Annotated in this window: 16 protein-coding genes; 8 read left to right on the top strand and 8 right to left on the bottom strand. The window is 42.7% G+C overall.

Translation table 11 applies throughout. The features are described 5' to 3' along the window. Positions 1–479 precede the first annotated feature (479 nt). From GKR61_RS08030 to pilM, 4 genes are read right to left on the bottom strand one after another with little or no spacing between them, the layout of a single operon-like run. Positions 480–1,523, bottom strand: coding sequence for a secretin N-terminal domain-containing protein (locus GKR61_RS08030; RefSeq protein ID WP_154599747.1), 1,044 nt, complete (start codon positions 1,521–1,523; stop codon positions 480–482). Further along, positions 1,516–2,052, bottom strand: a complete 537-nt coding sequence (locus GKR61_RS08025) for a hypothetical protein (protein ID WP_154599746.1) — start codon at positions 2,050–2,052, stop codon at positions 1,516–1,518. The genes GKR61_RS08030 and GKR61_RS08025 overlap by 8 nt, the downstream gene beginning before the upstream one ends. Next, positions 2,045–2,584 (bottom strand): PilN domain-containing protein, encoded by a 540-nt coding sequence (locus GKR61_RS08020; protein WP_080675619.1) that lies wholly within the window; start codon positions 2,582–2,584, stop codon positions 2,045–2,047. The genes GKR61_RS08025 and GKR61_RS08020 overlap by 8 nt, the downstream gene beginning before the upstream one ends. Position 2,585: 1 nt before the next feature. After that, complete coding sequence (pilM, locus tag GKR61_RS08015) at positions 2,586–3,431, bottom strand: pilus assembly protein PilM (RefSeq protein ID WP_154599745.1); 846 nt, start codon at positions 3,429–3,431, stop codon at positions 2,586–2,588. A gap of 116 nt (positions 3,432–3,547) precedes the next feature. Here pilM and mrcA point away from each other — a divergent pair, with 116 nt between their 5' ends. After that, positions 3,548–6,088, top strand: coding sequence for a peptidoglycan glycosyltransferase/peptidoglycan DD-transpeptidase MrcA (gene mrcA, locus GKR61_RS08010; protein ID WP_036950099.1), 2,541 nt, complete (start codon positions 3,548–3,550; stop codon positions 6,086–6,088). A gap of 95 nt (positions 6,089–6,183) precedes the next feature. On the opposite strand, the gene nudE is transcribed toward mrcA, so the two are convergent. Beyond that, the gene (nudE, locus tag GKR61_RS08005; RefSeq protein WP_108479672.1) at positions 6,184–6,738 is read right to left on the bottom strand and encodes an ADP compounds hydrolase NudE; all 555 of its coding nucleotides are present in this window, start codon (positions 6,736–6,738) and stop codon (positions 6,184–6,186) included. A gap of 277 nt (positions 6,739–7,015) precedes the next feature. Between nudE and GKR61_RS08000 the strand changes: the two genes are divergently transcribed. From GKR61_RS08000 to pckA, 4 genes are all read left to right on the top strand, one after another. After that, a complete protein-coding gene (locus GKR61_RS08000; RefSeq protein WP_154599743.1) occupies positions 7,016–9,115 on the top strand; it encodes an IgaA/UmoB family intracellular growth attenuator in 2,100 nt (699 codons plus the stop codon). Between the two features lie 67 nt (positions 9,116–9,182). Next, complete coding sequence (hslR, locus tag GKR61_RS07995; protein ID WP_036950093.1) at positions 9,183–9,623, top strand: ribosome-associated heat shock protein Hsp15; 441 nt, start codon at positions 9,183–9,185, stop codon at positions 9,621–9,623. Between the two features lie 28 nt (positions 9,624–9,651). Continuing rightward, on the top strand, positions 9,652–10,524 hold the full coding sequence (hslO, locus tag GKR61_RS07990) for an Hsp33 family molecular chaperone HslO (protein WP_036950091.1): 873 nt from the start codon (positions 9,652–9,654) through the stop codon (positions 10,522–10,524). Positions 10,525–10,727: 203 nt separating this feature from the next. Further along, positions 10,728–12,347, top strand: coding sequence for a phosphoenolpyruvate carboxykinase (ATP) (gene pckA, locus GKR61_RS07985; protein WP_154639715.1), 1,620 nt, complete (start codon positions 10,728–10,730; stop codon positions 12,345–12,347). A 100-nt stretch (positions 12,348–12,447) separates the two neighbouring features. Here the strand turns inward: pckA and GKR61_RS07980 are convergent, their stop codons facing one another. Together GKR61_RS07980 and GKR61_RS07975 are read right to left on the bottom strand one after the other, a co-directional pair. Beyond that, positions 12,448–13,146, bottom strand: coding sequence for a pirin family protein (locus GKR61_RS07980; protein ID WP_154639714.1), 699 nt, complete (start codon positions 13,144–13,146; stop codon positions 12,448–12,450). A gap of 448 nt (positions 13,147–13,594) precedes the next feature. Next, the gene (locus tag GKR61_RS07975; RefSeq protein ID WP_036950085.1) at positions 13,595–14,791 is read right to left on the bottom strand and encodes an NAD(P)/FAD-dependent oxidoreductase; all 1,197 of its coding nucleotides are present in this window, start codon (positions 14,789–14,791) and stop codon (positions 13,595–13,597) included. A 378-nt stretch (positions 14,792–15,169) separates the two neighbouring features. Between GKR61_RS07975 and pitA the strand changes: the two genes are divergently transcribed. Next, a complete protein-coding gene (gene pitA, locus GKR61_RS07970; RefSeq protein ID WP_036950148.1) occupies positions 15,170–16,657 on the top strand; it encodes an inorganic phosphate transporter PitA in 1,488 nt (495 codons plus the stop codon). Positions 16,658–16,783: 126 nt separating this feature from the next. On the opposite strand, the gene uspB is transcribed toward pitA, so the two are convergent. Continuing rightward, positions 16,784–17,119 carry a universal stress protein UspB gene (uspB, locus tag GKR61_RS07965; protein WP_036950083.1) on the bottom strand — a complete coding sequence of 112 codons (336 nt, stop codon included), beginning with the start codon at positions 17,117–17,119 and terminating at the stop codon, positions 16,784–16,786. A 433-nt stretch (positions 17,120–17,552) separates the two neighbouring features. On the opposite strand from uspB, the gene uspA reads away from it, so the two are divergent. Both uspA and gdhA read left to right on the top strand, forming a co-directional pair. Next, complete coding sequence (gene uspA / locus GKR61_RS07960) at positions 17,553–17,987, top strand: universal stress protein UspA (RefSeq protein ID WP_036950081.1); 435 nt, start codon at positions 17,553–17,555, stop codon at positions 17,985–17,987. Between the two features lie 268 nt (positions 17,988–18,255). Beyond that, a complete protein-coding gene (gdhA, locus tag GKR61_RS07955; protein ID WP_036950079.1) occupies positions 18,256–19,590 on the top strand; it encodes an NADP-specific glutamate dehydrogenase in 1,335 nt (444 codons plus the stop codon). Positions 19,591–19,620: the final 30 nt, after the last annotated feature.

Raw genomic sequence — 19,620 nt, 5'->3', positions numbered from 1 at the left:
GTTAATGATCACCCGCCCCGCCAATCAAATTAGCGGCGGGACCTAAACTGAAACCTCATAAGTGATGATGTGAGATCAGATAAGAAAATTATCTCAATACATCAACCTGAATTGCAACTATATAAATATGGCACTTAGAAAACAAAGTGCCATATTCTTCGTTGCGGGTTTCTATATATTTGAGCCGTCTACATTACATAATGCACTGTTTAGCGAGCTTATTAACAGGTTGTTTATTCCACTAAATGAATGGAACCTGTTAATTATAAAGCAAAATTTCTGTAGCTATTTTATAAGCGGCTGATAGTTTGTTCTTTCATCTACCGATAGTTAGAACACTCAATGGATAACCTTGTATGCTAAAACGACCTCAGCGTCAAATTTATCCGGTATGTTTATGGCACAAAAAGTAATAATTTCACGGTACTTTGAGGAATTAAACATTCAACTAATTGAATGTATAGGCGTTATTTTTTACGCTAAATCTTAATAAGTTTTGGTGTAATAAATACCAGTAAAATACGCTTATCAACGTGTTGCGTCTTATTGATAAATAAACTTCCTAATAGTGGGATTTGTGAAAAAAATGGGATACCTGAATCCGTTTTTTCTTGCTTCTGTTGAAAAATGCCACCCAATATTAGGGTGTTATTATTTTTGATAGTCACTGACGTCGCAATTTCTTGTTTGTTGATGGCGAGATGTTGGTTTGGATTGACGGTGAGAGCGGTATCTGGGGAGTTATGGCTGATTTTTAATACCATTTCGACTCTGTCATCCCGAGCAATGGTTGGCGTAACTTCCATACCTAATACCGCATCTTTAAACTGAACGTGGCTTTTTTTATCAGAGGTGGTGACATAGGGAATTTCGCTGCCTTGTTGGATGCTGGCGGGCTGTTTATGGGATGCAACCAAACGTGGGCTCGCAATAATTGACAATAAATTTTCTTTTTCTAGGGCGTTAAGCTTCATTTCAAGTAGGCCTTCTCCGAGCCGTAATACATTTAATGCCATCTGTCCTGATTGGCTGCTGTAACGGTTATAGCGGCTATGGTGCCCATCAGTTGCTGACTCACCTAGCATTCCCCACTCTAAACCTAGCGCTTGTAAAGCGGTGCGTGAACTGCTGATGATGTGGGCTGTGATTTGTACTTGCTGCTGGGGAATATCTTTTTGGGCAAGCCATGTTTCAATTAATGCCAAGCGTTCTTTGGTGTCCGTAATGATCAAACTGTTGGTGGTGGCATCAAAGTGGGCTATGCCTTTATCGGATAGTAGGCGCATGTCAGGCTCCGTGATCTGTTGATGAACAGCTTGAGCGTCGATAGAGACTAATGGAAAAATTTTTTCGGTGAGAATTATCTCCGGTACTTTAGGTGGAACGATGGTGTCTAAGAGCTGAGTATCTTCTTCTGTTGGGAGTATGGGTTCAAAAGGGTCTCGGGGTGTTTCGGCATACACGAAGAAGGAGCTGCATAGCATTAACATTAATAAGGGGACAAAAAAATTAGTTTTACTCATTAGGTTGTTCATCCTTGATAAATAAGAGCGATAAATTGGCGGTCAGTTGCTGGTTTTTGGTAGTCAAAATGACATCAGAAAATTGCCAATATTGCTGAGGGAGCGTATGGGTGAGTGATTGCATAAATTCGAGGAGATCCTTAAATTTCCCTTGGATCTCAAGTTGGTAATGAGAATTCAACGGATCCGATGGCTGAAGCTGATTTAAGACAATATTGTTATTCGCAATAAGCTGCTGTAAGTGAAGAATAAAGAAATGAGGATCTAAGGTGATTTCCTCATTAGAAGGGAATGAAGCAAGTTCCTGTTCTAGCCAAACGCGAGTCGGATTTTGGGCGAAAAATTGACTACTGGCTTGGTTTTGTAGGTGCAAGATAGAGCTGTTTTGTTGTAAATCTGCCCATTGATTTCGCTTGTCTTGCCAAATGAAGGTATAGCCAGCGGCAATGCTCACCACCAAAATCAATGGTATTGTTAGATATTGCTGCCAAAGGGGTCGGTACCAAAAAGCGGCAAAGTGGTTATTCATCAATGACACCTCGATAATCGGCTGTTAGGTACAATTGATTAACGGTAGCAACCCGCCGTAACGTGCGCAGTTGCACGTTATCGACCTGAGGTGTTTGGCTAAATTGAGTTAACAGCAAATTCAGATCTTGAAAGCGATAACTGAGCGCTTTGATTTCTAAACGACCTTCACGTAGCTGAAAGGTGGATAGCCAGCTTTTAGGTGGCGTGAGATTGGATAGCGACCTTAATAGGTTGAGTAAGGCATGGTTATGTTGCGCATAGGATTGACGCTGATTTTGCTGAAACGTGAATTTTTCTAGCTGTTGTTGCTGCGCTTGTAATTGTGTTTTTAGTTGTTCAATGTGCTGTTGATGTTGCTGCTGAGTAGCAAGGTATAAGTGGGCTTGCGATATATCCTCTAGAAGCAAACTGATTAAATAACCAAAGATAATGATGACGGAAATACAGCTGCCCCACGTCACCATTAAAAAATAGCGTCGCTGGCGAGTGAGCTTATCGGTTCGCCAAGGTAGGAAGTTAACCTGATACATATTAAAGATCCCCATGACGCAGAGCCAGCCCCGCGGCAATCACAAAGTCCCCCAATTGACGGGGTAATTTGATGGGGTATTGATGAAAAGCTTGCAGTAAATCCCATCGATACTCTATGCCTTGAATATCGTGGTCACTAATGTAGTAAATCGGTAATTTTAAGGCTTCAGGATCGTCAGTTAATAAGGATTGAATCTGGTTAATGTGCACTGGTTGATTATCTTGATTCGGATTATCGTTTTGAATATGACTATAACTTGCAGGTTGGCTGATAGGCCCTGACCAAAACCATTCGTTTTGGCGATAGTAAACAAGCCAACATTCGTTAGGCAGCTGAGCATGCCGAGCAAGGTAACGCAGCGCGATGGGGGCAATATCTACAGCCAGCAGGTGATAGCCGCTCTCCAGTAATAAATCTTGCCAGAAGGTAATATCAGATTGGCGTGCGGCATTGAAGTAAACTTGTTGCCCAATGATCCGATAATCTACAGCAAGCTCTTGGGCTTGCATGGGAAAAAGTTGGTCAACTTGCGCTTGTAAATACCAGCTTAGCTCGGGTTGCTGCAAGCTCATTTGGTTGGGAAGTGGGACCTGTTTTTGGAGAGACCTTAGTGAGGGTAATGCGATAGAAACAGAGCAGTTTTTAGGTAATTTCTGACGCCATTGTCGCAAAATATTGCGTAAAATTACGCGGTGTTCATCAAGGGTATGTGATGCGCTGTCAAAAGGTAGCGCTTGTTGCCAACATTCACATAACGACCAGAGTTTGCGATGTTTTTTTGCAGCAACTAACTGAATGTGGTGCTGAGATAGCTCAATCCCGATGTGCCATTTTGGTGAATACATACATAATATCCTTATCATTAACAATTAAATTACGTTTTCTATTGTGCTGTATAAGCTTTATACTATGCAGCAGTGATATCTAAACCCGCCTGTCAGTTGCATATGGGAATTCTTCGGTGAAGTTCGTAAAATATTTTTTAATTCTGATTTTCTGTTGCATTTTTTTGGGAAGCGCCTCGATTTATGGCATGTACAAATATGTCGAAGGTGAGCTGCCTGATGTCGCAACAATGAAAGACATTCGTCTGCAAACGCCAATGCAGGTATTCAGTGCAGATAATGAACTGATCGCCCAATATGGTGAAAAGCGCCGTATTCCATTGCCATTAACTGACATTCCTCCAATGTTAGTGCATGCCTTTATTGCAACAGAAGATAGCCGCTTCTATGAGCACCATGGTATTGATCCAATTGGTATTTTCCGTGCTGTGACTGTGATGGCTTCATCGGGTCATGCATCGCAAGGGGCGAGTACCATTACTCAGCAGCTGGCGAGAAACTTCTATTTAAGCCCAGAAAAAACCTTGATGCGTAAAGCAAAAGAGGCATTTTTGGCGATTCGTATCGAACAATTATTTACCAAAGATGAAATTATGGAGCTGTACCTGAATAAAATTTATTTAGGTAACCGTGCTTATGGTGTGGGTGCAGCCGCTTATGTTTATTTTGGTAAAACAGTCAATGAGTTAACGCTAAGTGAAATGGCAATGATTGCCGGCTTACCGAAAGCGCCATCAACATTCAACCCGCTTTACTCTTATGACCGTGCGGTTAACCGCCGTAACGTCGTATTAATGCGGATGTTAGAAGAAAAATACATCACGCAAGATCAGTACGAGCAAGCGAAAAGTGAAAAAATTGTCGCTTCTTATCACGCACCAAAAGTGGATTTTTCTGCGCCTTATTTAGCAGAAATGGCACGCCAAACGATGTATGAAAAATACGGTGAAGATGCCTATACCGATGGTTATAAGGTGTACACCACGGTTGTGCGTAAAGACCAGTTAGCGGCGACCGAAGCCGTACGTAATAATTTGATAGATTACGATATTCGCCATGGTTATCGCGGTCCTGCAGAAGTGTTATGGAGCGGTAGCCAAGCCGCATGGGATAAAGAACAAATCGTTGAGAAACTGAAAAAATTACCAAACTATGGTTCATTGGTTCCAGCCGTTGTCACGTCTGCGAGCAGCAGCGATGCAAAAGTCATGCTGGCGGATGGATCGGACATCCAAATTACGATGGCGGGTGTGCGCTGGGCGCGTAAATTTATTTCAGATACTCAGCAAGGTGGTACGCCATCTGCCGTGAATAAAGTTGTGCAGCCTGGTGAGCAAATTTGGGTTCGTCAGGTTAAAGATAGCTGGTGGTTAGCACAAGTCCCTGATGTGAACGCAGCATTTGTTGCATTGAATCCGAATGATGGGGCGGTGATAGCCCTTGTGGGTGGTTTTGATTTTAATATGAGTGAATTTAACCGCGTGACGCAATCATTGCGCCAAGTGGGCTCAAACATTAAGCCATTCTTGTATACGGCTGCGATGGATAAAGGCTTAACGTTATCGTCATTACTCAATGATGTGCCGATTAGCCGTTGGGATGCGGGAGCTGGTTCAGACTGGCGTCCGAAGAACTCACCACCGCGCTATGATGGTCCTATCCGTTTACGTCAAGGTTTAGGTCAGTCGAAAAACGTGGTGATGGTGCGTGCGATGCGCGCCATGGGTGTGGATTATGCCGCAGATTATTTAACGCGTTTTGGTTTCCCGAAAGAGAATATTAACCGTACAGAAGCGTTGGCGCTGGGTGCTCCATCATTTACCCCAATGCAAATGGTGCGTGGTTACGCCGTGATGGTGAACGGGGGATACCTTGTTGATCCTTACTATATCTTGAAGATTGAGAATCACAGCGATGAAGTAATTTTCGAAGCGAAACCAAAAATTGCGTGTCCTGAGTGTACAAATATTCCGGTCATTTATGGGGATACGGCGCGTACGATTGCGCTGAGTGATTCTGAAGGCGAAGACGCAACAGAGGAAGTGACTCAATCGAATAATAATGTGGTGGAGCAAGAGCCAACGATGGCACTGTCTACGACCGCAGAACAGCAGAGCCCTGAAGACCAATATGCCCCGCATGTTATTAGCACACCGCTGGCGTTCTTAATTCGCGATGCGATGGTGACAAATATTTATGGTGAGCCAGGTTGGTCAGGTACCGGTTGGCGTGCGGGGCGTGATCTGGGCGGTCGTCGTGACATTGGCGGGAAAACAGGAACCACGAATAGCTCGAAAGATGCGTGGTTCTCCGGTTATGGTCCTGATATTGTTGCCTCAGCATGGATTGGCTTTGATGATAACAAGCGCACATTAGGTCGTACCGGAATAAGCGGTGGTGAAGCAGGTGCGAAGAGTGCTCAGCCGATTTGGGATGACTTTATGAAAGCCGCCCTTGACGGCGTTCCGGTGAAAACTATGCAACCACCAAAAGGAATTATTTCAGTCTCTATCGATACCCGTACAGGTAAACTCTCATCCGGTGGACCTTCTCGTAGTGAATACTTTATCGAAGGAACTGAGCCGAAAGAGCGCGCGGTACAAGAGGTTGGAACGACCATTTCAACGGAAAATGGAGCCAGCCAAGAGCTATTCTAATGAGCTGTTTTGAGTGTAAATAAACTGCACCCCATCGCCGTTTGGCATGGGGTGTACTTATTTAGGGTATTGGATAGATTGAATATCGAGTGGCGTTATTTCGCGTTATTTTTTAAGTAACGTTCCACATAAAACAACGCGCTAATATTGCGGGCTTCATTGAAGTCAGGGTGGTCGAGGAGCTCCATCATACGTGCAATCGGCCATTTGACTTGTTGGAGCGGTTCTGGCTCATCCCCCTCAAGTTTTTCGCTAAATAGGTCGTTAGCTATAAGTATGTTCATCTTGCTGGAAAAGTAAGATGGGGACATGGTGAGTTTTGCCAAAGGGGTAATTTGGCGAGCCCCATAACCGATTTCTTCTTTGAGTTCGCGCTGAGCTGCCTCAAGAGGGGCTTCTCCTGGGTCTACGGCTCCTTTAGGGAAGCCTAGCTCATAGTTTTCGATACCCACGGCGTATTCACGGATCAAAATCAGGTGATCATCAATGATGGGGACGATAAGAACTGCTTCACGCTTTGCGGGGCGCATTCTTTCATAAACACGTTTTTCGCCATTACTAAATTCGAGGTCAACAGATTGGATACTGAATAGTTTAGATTTAGCAACATCTTGAATATTCAGGATTTTTGGTTTTTTTAACTCTGTCATAACGATTTCCGAATCAGGTGAATGGGATCCATGAGGGCAAGCATACATTGTCTTTAACTATGACGCATATCAAAAAAAAATGATAGAGATTATAGGGTGGAGAAAATGCTGTTAGTATAATCTACTTATGAAAATCGCACTGATTAATAAGTAAAACATTTTATTTACAACATATTGTAAAATAAAACAAAAACTGAAAGAGAATAGGAATTGGCTTATATAGTGAATAGCATTACGTTGCTATGCTTTTTAAGTAGACAATTCTGTTGAGAAAAAAATGCTAAACACCGTCATTATACTGGCTCTGATAATAGCTAGCCTAATTATAATGGTTTCCGTTCTGTTCTTCCGGCGGGGACGGCGTTCTAGTGTCTATCAAATACCCTCTCTAGCAACACCCGCGTTTAAAAAAATGATTGAGTCTGATTTCCAGACTATCACCCAGTATCTTAATCACAGTGCATCTAAAAACCTTCATTCGCCTTCCCAAGCTGCATGGCAAATACGAAAAAATGCGACTGTTGCTACCATCTGTAATGCCATTACGCGATTTAATTTGCGTCAAGAGCAAGGGCAGGGTTGGCGTTATTTTATTGATACGATTGAAGTTCAGTTACCTTCTCAACTAGAACCGTTCTTACAACGACAAAATGCCATGGAAATTGTAGAAACGGATCATCTGCCTTTAATTGTGGCTCTCAATGGTCACTCATTGAAGGAATTTAGCTATGAATGGGAAGTCCTTTCAGAGGAGCCTAGGACTCAACCTGAGGCTGATATCCATGAAGGTGAACCGAACACCATTCAATTGCTGAAGATGCGTAAGGAAAGTAAAGAGGAGCATCGACTCCATAATTCTTCCGGGTGGTTAGGGGCGATTGTGGTGAGCCTCAGTTTTTTTATCGGCTATCTGACGATTGTTTCTATTCCCATTTTTCAAGGATGGGGGCTGACATTAGCTGCGGTGGTTTTTATCCTCGGAATGTTTTTATTATTCCGTTTACGTCTTTTTCCTAGACCCTATCAAGATGTGCAATGTATTTATGGGCAAGCCAAACGCTGGGAATTGTACGGAGAGTTAGATAAAAAATACTCATCCACCATTTCGATAGGGGGTGTAGATTTGCACTACCCCACCTATTGGCTCCCTTACCTAAAATATGAGCTAAACCATCCTACGAATATTGACCTCTATTCGACGGGAGAAGTGCTACGGTATGGTCGATATCTCTCAGTTCATGAAGAGGAACGCTATTACCCCTATAAACGATTTAAAAAGAATGTGCTGATGTTTTTCAGTGCATTGCTCGTTTTGGCGATGGTGTTTTCTTATCAATCGATTAGTTTGCCAGTAAAATTAGGTTTTGCGTGGATTGAAGGTGCGAAAAAAGTCAGTGTTGTTGACCCTTCAGATTTAACAGCGCGTAAAATTAGAGTTGGAGATACATTATCAGCGAAGGGAATGGGGATGTGTTATCGTCCTCCTAATTTGAATGATGCCAATCAAGCGTTGTTTGTGCCTTTTGATTGTTCGGGTGTGTATTGGAATAATATTAACCTGATTACTGAGCCGCAATCTGAGATTGTGAATCGAGCCATAGATTTATTGAATAGCGTAAAAAATCAATTACATCCAGATAAAGATGCCCCGGGAATTAACCCAAGATTGCAGCGTGAAATCATGAAATCGGGAATGAATATTATTTTCGATTTTTCAGAAATCGTATTAAAAACCAACGCGTTGTGTGATCAACAAGATCATTGCATTAAACTCAAAAGCGCATTGTCTAACTTGGGTGGAAGTGTGGATGATTGGCCGGGATTGGTAAATAAAGCGTCTTCAGGAAAATTAAGTGGTGCGCATGTTTTATTACGTGCAGGAAGTGCTGATGCCTTGGAAAACCTCGTTGAAGACACCACATATGATTTCATCAAGAAAGAACTTGAGAAGGAAGTTCGTAAACTCAATAGCCCACCACCAGGTGGGGTATTGTTGATCAGCGATGAAAACCGCCCGCTGGTAGATATAATGCCAGTAAGTTCACTGAGCGAAATGAACCAAGTTCAGCGATGGTATGAGTTAAAGCGCTTATCTAGCATTCTGATTAATACCCCATTTGATGTTGAAGGGGTTATCACGAACATTTCGACAGATGCCAATGGCACATTGCAAGTGGTGGTTCATGAACGCTTGGATGAAGATGTGTTATCAGAATATGTCTGCCGTTCAATGTTGGTTTTCTTCTTAATCATTTGTACCTTGATAAATGGAACATTAATTATTATTCGAGTTTTGAATAACAAACGGCGTTTGCGTAAAATCACTGAATATTACGATAAATGCTATGAGGCAGATAATCCTTCCGAGTCTAGATAGTATTATCCTTCCCTGACCATGGAGCCTCATTTTGGTTTGGCATTCAAACTAAGTGTGAGGAGGCACCATGAAGCCGTTATCGACAAATCAATCTTCAACAAAGCCATCATCCGCTGAACAAGTTCGCCTTGATAAATGGCTATGGGTTGCACGTTTTTATAAAACACGTTCCATTGCTCGTGAGATGATTGATGGCGGAAAAGTCCATTACAATGGGCAAAGAAGTAAGCCGGGCAAAATTGTTGAATTGGGTGCGATGATAAAAGTGCGTCAAGGAAATGATGAGCGGATTATCGAAGTGCTCGAGATCAGCAATCAACGTAAAGGCGCACCAGAAGCTCAGTTACTCTACCGTGAAACCGTAGAAAGCCTTGAACAACGTGAAAAGATGGCGATGGCACGTAAGATGAATGCACTCACGATGCCACATCCTGACAGACGTCCCGATAAAAAAGAGCGTCGGACTCTGCTAAAATTTAAACACACGAATTCCCATGAATCGTCTTAATAGACTGCCTGAGTAATAGAGAGAAATTATGGCTAAACAAGACCAACTCCACCGTTTCCTGTTCGAACAGCATGCGGTACGTGGAGAAATGATTACTGTCGATGAGACTTTTCATCATATTCTAGAAAATCATGATTACCCAGAAGCCGTCAAAATGCTGCTGGGAGAACTGCTGGTTGCGACCAGCTTACTGACTGCAACTTTAAAATTTGATGGTGACATTACCGTTCAAATCCAAGGTGATGGCCCTGTGAAGTTAGCCGTGATTAACGGTAATAACCTACAACAAATGCGCGGTGTTGCCCGTGTTGAGGGTCCTGTTGTCGCGGGAAGTACGTTGCAGCAAATGATTGGTAACGGGTTCATTGTCATCACAATTACACCAAAACAAGGTGAGCGTTATCAAGGGATTGTGGCGATTGAAGGCAACAGCATTGAAGAGAGTATTGATGCCTATTTCCGCCAATCTGAACAGTTACCAACCCGCCTGTTTATCCGTGTTAGTGAACAAGATGGCAAAGCGATTGCTGGCGGGATGTTGCTGCAAGTTTTACCAGCTGCAGGAGAGACTAGCCACGAGTTTTTTGATCACTTAGTGCAACTGACTGCGACTATCAAAGGCAAAGAGCTCAGCGAATTAGACGTGAAAGAGGTACTTCATCGTCTATATCATGAAGAAGATGTCACGCTGTATGACCCACAATCTGTTGAGTTCCGTTGCACTTGTTCACGTGAACGTTGTGAAGCGTCTTTAGCGACATTAACCCATGAAGATGTTATGGATATTTTGCACAAAGATGGGAAAATTGATATGGAGTGTGAATATTGTGGCTCACACTATGTATTTATTGAATCCGATATCATCGGGTTAAATAATGAGCGAAATCAGCAACTTCACTGATACGATTTAGCAACCTAATTATGTGACGAGGGTGCAATTTTGCACCCTTTTTTTATAATTTTAAAGGATTATAACGTGCTCTAAGTCTCATTATGAATTAAAAAAAATTATACATTTTCAATTCTTTGATAACTATCGCTGTTAATTAGTCGTAAAGATTTATGATCGTCGGCAGAATAGCTATGTTTACCAGGAGCAATATAATGAGCGCTAAAAGCATTACCCTGAAGGATCTCGAAAAGTACGGCATTCATGACGTCGCTGAAGTTGTTTATAACCCAAGTTATGAGCTGTTATTTCAGGAAGAAACCAAGCCAGGTCTTGAAGGTTATGAACGCGGTACCGTCACTACGTTAGGTGCTGTTGCTGTTGATACCGGTATTTTTACAGGACGTTCCCCAAAAGATAAATATATCGTTCGCGATGATGTAACCCGTGATACCGTTTGGTGGGCTGACCAAGGTAAAGGTAAAAACGATAACAAACCAATGAGCCAAGAGGTTTGGAGCAGCCTGAAACACTTAGTGACTGAGCAGCTATCAGGCAAACGTTTGTTTGTTGTGGATGCATTCTGTGGTGCGAACGCAGATACTCGTCTGAAAGTCCGTTTTATCACTGAGGTTGCATGGCAAGCTCACTTCGTGAAAAACATGTTTATTCGTCCATCTGATGAAGAGTTAGTTGGTTTTGAACCAGACTTTATCGTGATGAACGGTGCAAAATGCACTAACCCGAATTGGAAAGAGCAAGGTCTGAACTCAGAAAACTTTGTTGCTTTCAACTTAACTGAGCGTATGCAGTTAATCGGCGGTTCTTGGTACGGCGGCGAAATGAAGAAAGGTATGTTCTCTATGATGAACTACCTGCTGCCATTAAAAGGCATCGCATCAATGCACTGCTCTGCAAACGTTGGTGAAAAAGGCGACGTTGCAATTTTCTTCGGCCTGTCTGGTACAGGTAAAACCACATTGTCTACAGATCCAAAACGTAAGTTAATTGGTGATGATGAGCATGGTTGGGATGATGACGGTGTATTCAACTTCGAAGGCGGTTGCTACGCGAAGACTATCAACCTGTCTAAAGAAGCTGAGCCAGACATCTATGGCGCTATCAAACGTGATGCGTTATTAGAAAACGTTATGGTATTGGCTGACGGTTCAGTTGATTTCAATGACGGCTCTAAAACTGAGAACACGCGTGTTTCTTACCCTATCTATCACATCGAAAACATCGTAAAACCAGTTTCTAAAGCGGGTCATGCGACAAAAGTTATCTTCCTGACGGCAGATGCATTCGGTGTGTTACCACCAGTTTCTCGCTTAACGCCAGAACAAACTCAGTACCACTTCCTGTCTGGTTTCACGGCGAAGTTAGCCGGTACAGAACGTGGTGTGACTGAACCAACTCCAACATTCTCTGCATGTTTCGGCGCAGCATTCTTATCTCTGCACCCAACTCAATACGCGGAAGTGTTAGTGAAGCGTATGGGAGCCGCAGGCGCGAAAGCATACTTAGTCAATACTGGTTGGAACGGTACAGGCAAACGTATCTCTATTAAAGATACGCGTGCAATCATCGATGCAATCTTAAGTGGCGATATCGAAAAAGCGGATACCATCAAGCTGCCAGTGTTTGATTTAGAAGTCCCAACAGCATTACCGGGTGTGGATACCAATATCCTTGACCCACGTAATACTTACGCTGATAAATCTCAGTGGGATGAAAAATCTAAAGACTTAGCGGAGCGCTTCGTGAAGAATTTCGATAAGTACACTGATACCCCTGCAGGTGCAGCACTGGTTAAAGCCGGTCCTAAACTGTAATTTCGGGTAGTACAGATAAAAGAAGGCTCTACAACGATTGAAGATAACATCATCGTGTAGAGCCTTTCCCATTGGTGTTAGCGTTTACTTACCTGAAAAATTATTCCGCAGCAGGCAAGTCAAAAACTAAAATTTCACTCTCTTCATCAGCTTTAATCGTTAGCTGATTTTCTTGCCAAATGGCTAAACCATCGCTAGTCGTTGCTTTCTGCCCATTAACTTCAATGTTGCCTTTAACGACTTGGATCCAAACAACACGTTTTTCTGCGATGTCGTAAGTGCTTTGCTCATTAGCTGGTAATGCCCAGCGCCATAAGGTCATGTCTTGGTTAACTTTTAGCGAGCCATCGCGTGCATCTGGTGATAACACCAATTGCTTACCACTTGTCAAATCAAAGCGTTTTTGCTCGTAACGTGGCTCGATGCCATTTTTATCTGGAATGATCCAGATTTGGTATAAACGCAGCTCTTTTTCATTACTTGGGTTGTATTCAGAGTGACGAACACCCGTTCCCGCGCTCATGATTTGGAATTCACCCGCAGGGATCTGTTCCATATTGCCCATGCTGTCTTTGTGCTCAACGGCACCATCCAGCACGTAGGTCAATATTTCCATGTCTTTATGAGGGTGAGTACCAAACCCTTGTCCCGCAGCGATGTAGTCTTCATTGATGACTCTTAACGCTGAGAAACCCATAAATTTTTCATCGTAATAGTTAGCGAACGAGAAAGTGTGCCAGCTGTCCAGCCAACCGTGGTTTGCGTGTCCACGTTCATTTGCTTGGCGTAAATAGATCATTGAGTCATCTCCTTAAAAGCGGATATCCAATTTTCATTGGGCTCTTGCTTAACTTGTTGATGGCAGTTTAGCCAAATTGTAGAAAGAGAAAAGTAGGCGACATTAACCATAGGATCCAAAAAATTTGAATAAGATTCTAGGATATCACCAAGATGATTTTCGGTATGAAATGGCAAGGTACAGATAAAAAAATAGCCAGCATATGCTGGCTAAAGTAAACACTGGAAGCAATGTGAGCAATGTCGTACCTCCTACAAGAGACTGACTAAGTTAAGTCGCCTGCGGAAGATGTGATAATGATAATAGTTATCACTATCGTTTGTAAAGGGTTATTTTTAACCAATTTTAGATTTATTTAAACTCAATGCTCAACTGCCTGATTTGGTTGAAATTAAATAATATCCATTATTTTTCAATGGATTAAATAATTTCATAAAAGCGTGCGCGATTAAGCTTGATGGAGCAAGTTTTCCGCACAAGCAGAAGCGGAACTCCACGCCCATTGGAAATTGTATCCCCCTAACCAACCCGTCACATCCATCACTTCGCCAATAAAATAAAGTCCGGGAGACTTGAGCGATTCCATGGTTTTGGATGAAATTTCATGGGTATCAACGCCACCAAGAGTCACTTCCGCAGTACGATAACCTTCTGTGCCGTTAGGTTGTACTTGCCAGTTATGCAACAAGTCATCAAGAGCATCAATCTGTGCGTGGGTGAGTTGTTTGAGTGGGCAATCTGGAATCTGTCCAAGTTGTTGTAAGACCTCAATTAAGCGTTTAGGTAACAGTGTCGCTAAGGTATTTTTGAGCGATTGATTAGGGCGCTGTTGTTTCTCATTGGTCAGAAATTCCCCCAATGAAATCTCTGGAAGTAAGTTAATACTCACATACTCGCCGGGTTGCCAGTAATTCGAAATTTGTAAAATTGCCGGACCTGATAGTCCCCTGTGAGTGAACAGGATATTTTCTTTAAATAGCACACCGCTGGCGGATGTAACGGTTGCCGCCACGGAAACCCCAGAAAGGGCTTGCAGTGCTTCAAGTAGAGGTTTGTGTAAGGTAAAAGGAACGAGTGCAGCACGGGTAGGGATGATGCTGTGCCCAAATTGCTCGGCAAGTCGATAACCAAACGGAGTTGCTCCTAAGCCTGGCATTGAAAGTCCGCCAGTTGCAACCACCAGTAAGCGAGTACTTACTTGATCTCCGTTCACCGTGACAACATAGCCGTCATCCGTTTTGTCGACTTGGGTGACTTCACTGCGTAGCTTGATAGTGACATTGGGCTGATCACACTCACTTTTCAGCATATCGACGATATCTTGCGCACTATTATCGCAAAATAGCTGTCCTAGGGTCTTTTCGTGATAAGGAATCTGATATTTGCCAACAAGCTCAATAAAATCCCATTGTGTATAGCGAGCAAGTGCTGACTTACAAAAATGAGGGTTAGTCGAGAGATAGTTATTGTGATCGGCGTACATATTGGTGAAATTACAGCGTCCACCGCCGGACATCAAAATTTTACGCCCTAATTTTTTACCGTTATCCAGTACAAGGGTATTTAAACCGCGCTTACCCGCGAGTGAAGCGCAAAATAATCCGGCCGCGCCTGCACCTAAAATAATAACGTCAATATTTCTCACAATCAGGGTTCTCTATATATATTTGATTTTTATCGTAATTACGAATATTTATGCCGCTATTTTACGCGATTTAACGTAGGTTGTAATGCAGCGGATCATCGAAGAATTAATGAAAAGTATGGTAGACGTATTATAATTAGGAAAAATCGCGAAAAAAGACTATTTCCCCCAGATTTTCACAAATTATCATAAAAAAAGTTTCAAAAATTCAGAATAACTTTAATTGTGGTAACTGGATGATATTAAAGGGATAGTTTGTATTTGATGATTTTTTGATTGGTATTTAAATCAAAAAAAGGTCAGATTTCGCTTCCACCGCTAGCGTTTGTCACTGATAATGCGCCGCGTTCATGTCCAACCAATAATGGCTTAACGTCTATGCTACATCTTTTTACAGGTTTAGAATTTTACACAGGTCTATTGTTAGTTCTAGCACTGTTATTTGTGCTGTTCTATGAGGCGATTAACGGATTCCATGATACTGCTAACGCGGTCGCAACGGTGATTTACACCCGAGCAATGCGCGCTCAGTTCGCGGTTGTCATGGCCGGGGTATTTAACTTTTTCGGTGTCTTGCTGGGAGGGCTGAGCGTGGCATATGCCATTGTTCATCTTTTACCAACAGACCTTCTCCTTAACGTGAGCTCTGCTCACGGCCTTGCAATGGTCTTTTCATTGCTACTGGCTGCTATCATCTGGAACCTTGGAACCTGGTATTTAGGTATTCCAGCATCAAGTTCTCACACGCTGATCGGTGCCATTATCGGTGTTGGTTTAACCAATGCGATAGTGACTGATACATCGGTGGTTGATGCGCTGAATATTCCTAAAATGATCAGTATTTTCATGTCCTTAATTCTTTCTCCGGCTATCGGTTTTGTGATTGCAGGGCTGATGATTTTCATGTTGCGCCGTTATTGGAGCGGAACGAAAAAACGTCGCCGTATTCACTTAACGCCAGCTGAGCGTGAGAAGAAAGATGGTAAACGCAAACCACCATTTTGGACGCGTACTGCATTGATCCTGTCTGCTGTCGGCGTGAGCTTCTCTCACGGCGCGAATGATGGGCAAAAAGGTATCGGTCTGATTATGCTGGTGTTAATTGGTGTTGCACCAGCAGGCTTCGTCGTTAACATGAATTCAAACGGTTATGATATCGCGAGAACACATGATGCGGTGGTTCATCTGCAACAATACTATGAAACACATAAACCAGCCTTAAACCACGCAATTGAAAATACGCCTATGATGGCGGAGAACAAGCCAGAAGAAGGCGAGTTCCATTGTGACAGTTCGCGTACGCCAATTATCTTAAATCAAGCTCAGAAGATGCTCAGCGGCATTCAGAGCTATGATGAGTTAACACCTGACCAGCGCAACCAAACTCGTCGCCTGTTAATGTGTATCTCCGATACTGCGAATGCTGTGGCGAAGTTACCAGAAACTAGCGCAAAAGATGCGAGCTTACTGAAAAAGCTGAGTAATGACCTGCTGTATACTGTTGAGTATGCACCGTTATGGATTATCGTTGCCGTTGCGTTAGCACTGGCATTGGGTACCATGTTCGGTTGGCAGCGTGTTGCGGTGACTATCGGTGAGAAAATCGGTAAGAAAGGTATGACTTACGCACAAGGCGTATCGGCTCAGGTCACTGCGGCGGTATCTATCGGTGTGGCAAGTTATACAGGTATGCCTGTTTCAACAACCCAAGTTCTCTCTTCTGCGGTAGCGGGTACGATGGTAGTTGATGGTGGTGGTGTTCAGAGTAAAACTATTAAGAGCATTGCGCTTGCATGGTTACTGACGCTTCCTGTTTCCATCATTCTGTCCGGTGTACTGTACTGGATTGCGCTGAAGATTATCTAATCAGCGGTAGGGAGCCCAGTTAGGGCTTCCTGCACACTCTAAGCATAAGCATTCTAAAATAGTGATGATCGGTTTCCGGTCATCACTATTTTTTTGCCTTGAATAAAGGGAATAACAAACGCGAGGTTAATTGGCTATCACCATATAGACCAAACTCACAACGACTAAAATGCTTAATCGGCTGATCAACATAAACTGCTTGCGAATACGTTCACAACGGAATATTACATCAGGATCGTAGTGCTCAAGGTACTGTTTGGTATTGATATAACGGACAAGGCGCAATTGCTTGTTAAGCTGACCGTGAGTCGTGAAAAAGCCATTACCATCAACGGATTGATAAAGTAGAGGATCCGAATCCCTCAGAATAGATAATAAAACGCGAATAGAAGAAAAATAGCGCATCATATTTAAGATGCACAAAATGCAGAGTGCCCAAAATAATGCAATTACACTGAACATAATCCCCTCCTTAGAACGAACCTAAATTGCCCCGTTGTCACTAAAGGAAATACCGCCAAAATATTGCACTAACATCATTTATTTTCATTGTAGGGCATGTCGTTACTTAAACACAATTCATTGCTTAAAAAAAGTGCAGATGGTTCAAATTTTGACTTCAAAAAAGTGGGAGTCATAAACTGTTAATTTACAGATTGTTGATTACACTTACTGGCATTGCGGTAATTCGAATTTTGAACTGATATATATTAATATTGAATGAATGATGTTATTGTTTTATCAAATGTTCTGTCTTTTAATCCTTAAAAATTAATCTGCTAGATGTGATCAAAACGACACTTAGTTATCGCGATTAGCAGGTATAGTATATTCATAAGATATTGGTGAACGTCGTTAACCACCAGTTAAATCAGCATTTGGAAGGAGTTTACTTATGGCTTATAAACATATTCTTGTCGCGGTTGATTTATCACCTGAAAGTAAAGTTTTACTGGATAAAGCAGTTTCTATGGCGAAACCGTACGGAGCCAAAGTCTCTATGATCCATGTTGATGTTAATTACTCGGATCTGTACACCGGCCTTATCGATGTGAATTTAGGTGATATGCAACAACGCATCACTGACGAAACTCGTAATTCACTAAGAGACCTTTCCGCAGGTGCGGGTTATGACATCCAAGAAACCCTTAGCGGTAGCGGTGACTTAGGTCAGGTGTTAGTGGATGCTATCAAAAAATACGACATGGACTTAGTTGTTTGCGGACATCACCAAGATTTCTGGAGCAAGCTGATGTCTTCGGCTCGCCAGCTAATCAATACTGTTCATGTGGATATGCTGATTGTTCCACTGAATGACGAAGAAGAATAATTCTTCATCGATAAATTGAAATATTATTCACTGAAAACGCCTGCTTATGCAGGCGTTTTTTTTGCGGCAAAATAATCGTCTGAAGGGAGTGATTGGCAGGTCAAGCAATTTTTTTTTCAAATGAGTAAAAAAAAACCTTGAATTGAGAATATAAACTAATGATATATTCAATAGGCAAACACAAATCGACCTCACATTTCCTAAAAAAAAAGATAAGAAATAGTGAGGCACCTCACAACAATATCCACATTGAAAAAGGAAGACAAAGATGGCTCAAACACTATCTTCATTCTTGGAGTCTGTCCAAAAAAGAGATCCTTCACAGCCTGAATTCCTACAAGCAGTGCGTGAAGTATTCACTTCTCTTTGGCCTTTCATTGAACAAAATTCAAAATATCGCGATCAAGCACTTCTCGAACGCTTCGTTGAGCCAGAAAGAGTGATCCAGTTCCGCGTATGTTGGATGGACGATCAAGGAAAGGTGCAAGTTAACCGCGCATGGCGTGTTCAATTCAGCTCTGCGATTGGTCCATTCAAAGGCGGCATGCGTTTCCACCCATCCGTTAACTTATCCATCCTGAAATTCTTAGGCTTCGAACAAACCCTTAAAAATGCACTCACAACCCTACCAATGGGCGGAGCAAAAGGCGGTTCTGACTTTGATCCTAAAGGAAAAAGCCATGGTGAAGTGATGCGTTTCTGCCAAGCATTAATGACAGAACTTTATCGCCACTTAGGGGCTGATACTGACGTTCCTGCTGGTGATATCGGTGTGGGCGGTCGTGAAGTTGGCTTTATGACTGGGATGATGAAAAAACTGTCTAATGACACCTCTTGCGTTTTCACCGGTAAAGGTCTGTCATTTGGTGGTAGCTTAATTCGTCCAGAAGCAACCGGTTACGGTCTTGTTTACTTCACTGACGCGATGCTCAAACGCCACGGTTTAGGTTTTGAAGGCATGCGAGTGGCTGTTTCAGGTTCGGGTAACGTTGCTCAATACACCATTGAAAAATGTATGGAATTAGGTGCAAAAGTCGTTACTGCATCCGACTCTAGCGGTACTGTCGTGGATGAAGCCGGTTTCACCCCTGAAAAACTTGCACGCTTAGAAGCTATTAAAAACAACTACGGTCGTGTTGAAGAATACGCGAAAGAGTTTGGTTTAACTTACTTAGCGGGTAAACAACCTTGGGGCGTTCCAGTGGATATCGCACTGCCATGTGCAACACAGAACGAACTGGATGTAGATGCGGCTAAAGTGCTGATCCAAAATGGCGTTAAAGCTGTCGCGGAAGGCGCAAACATGCCAACCACTATTCCTGCAACTGAGCTATTCCTTGAAGCAGGTGTTCTATTTGCTCCAGGTAAAGCAGCTAACGCTGGCGGTGTTGCAACTTCAGGTCTGGAAATGGCGCAGAACGCAGCACGCTTAAGCTGGAAAGCAGAAAAAGTGGATACGCGTTTACACCACATTATGTTGGACATTCACCACCACTGTGTTGAATTCGGTGGCGAAGCCAAACAAACCAACTACGTCCAAGGCGCGAACATTGCTGGCTTTGTTAAAGTCGCTGACGCTATGTTTGCACAAGGCGTTGTGTAAGGTTTAACTCAAAACGTAAGCGAAAGGGCG

The sequence above is a fragment of the Providencia sp. wls1916 genome, assembly GCF_009706585.1.
Lineage (GTDB): Bacteria > Pseudomonadota > Gammaproteobacteria > Enterobacterales > Enterobacteriaceae > Providencia > Providencia lanzhouensis.
The sequence above is the reverse complement of the archived record's forward strand: the minus strand, read 5'-3'. Positions and strand labels throughout refer to the sequence as shown.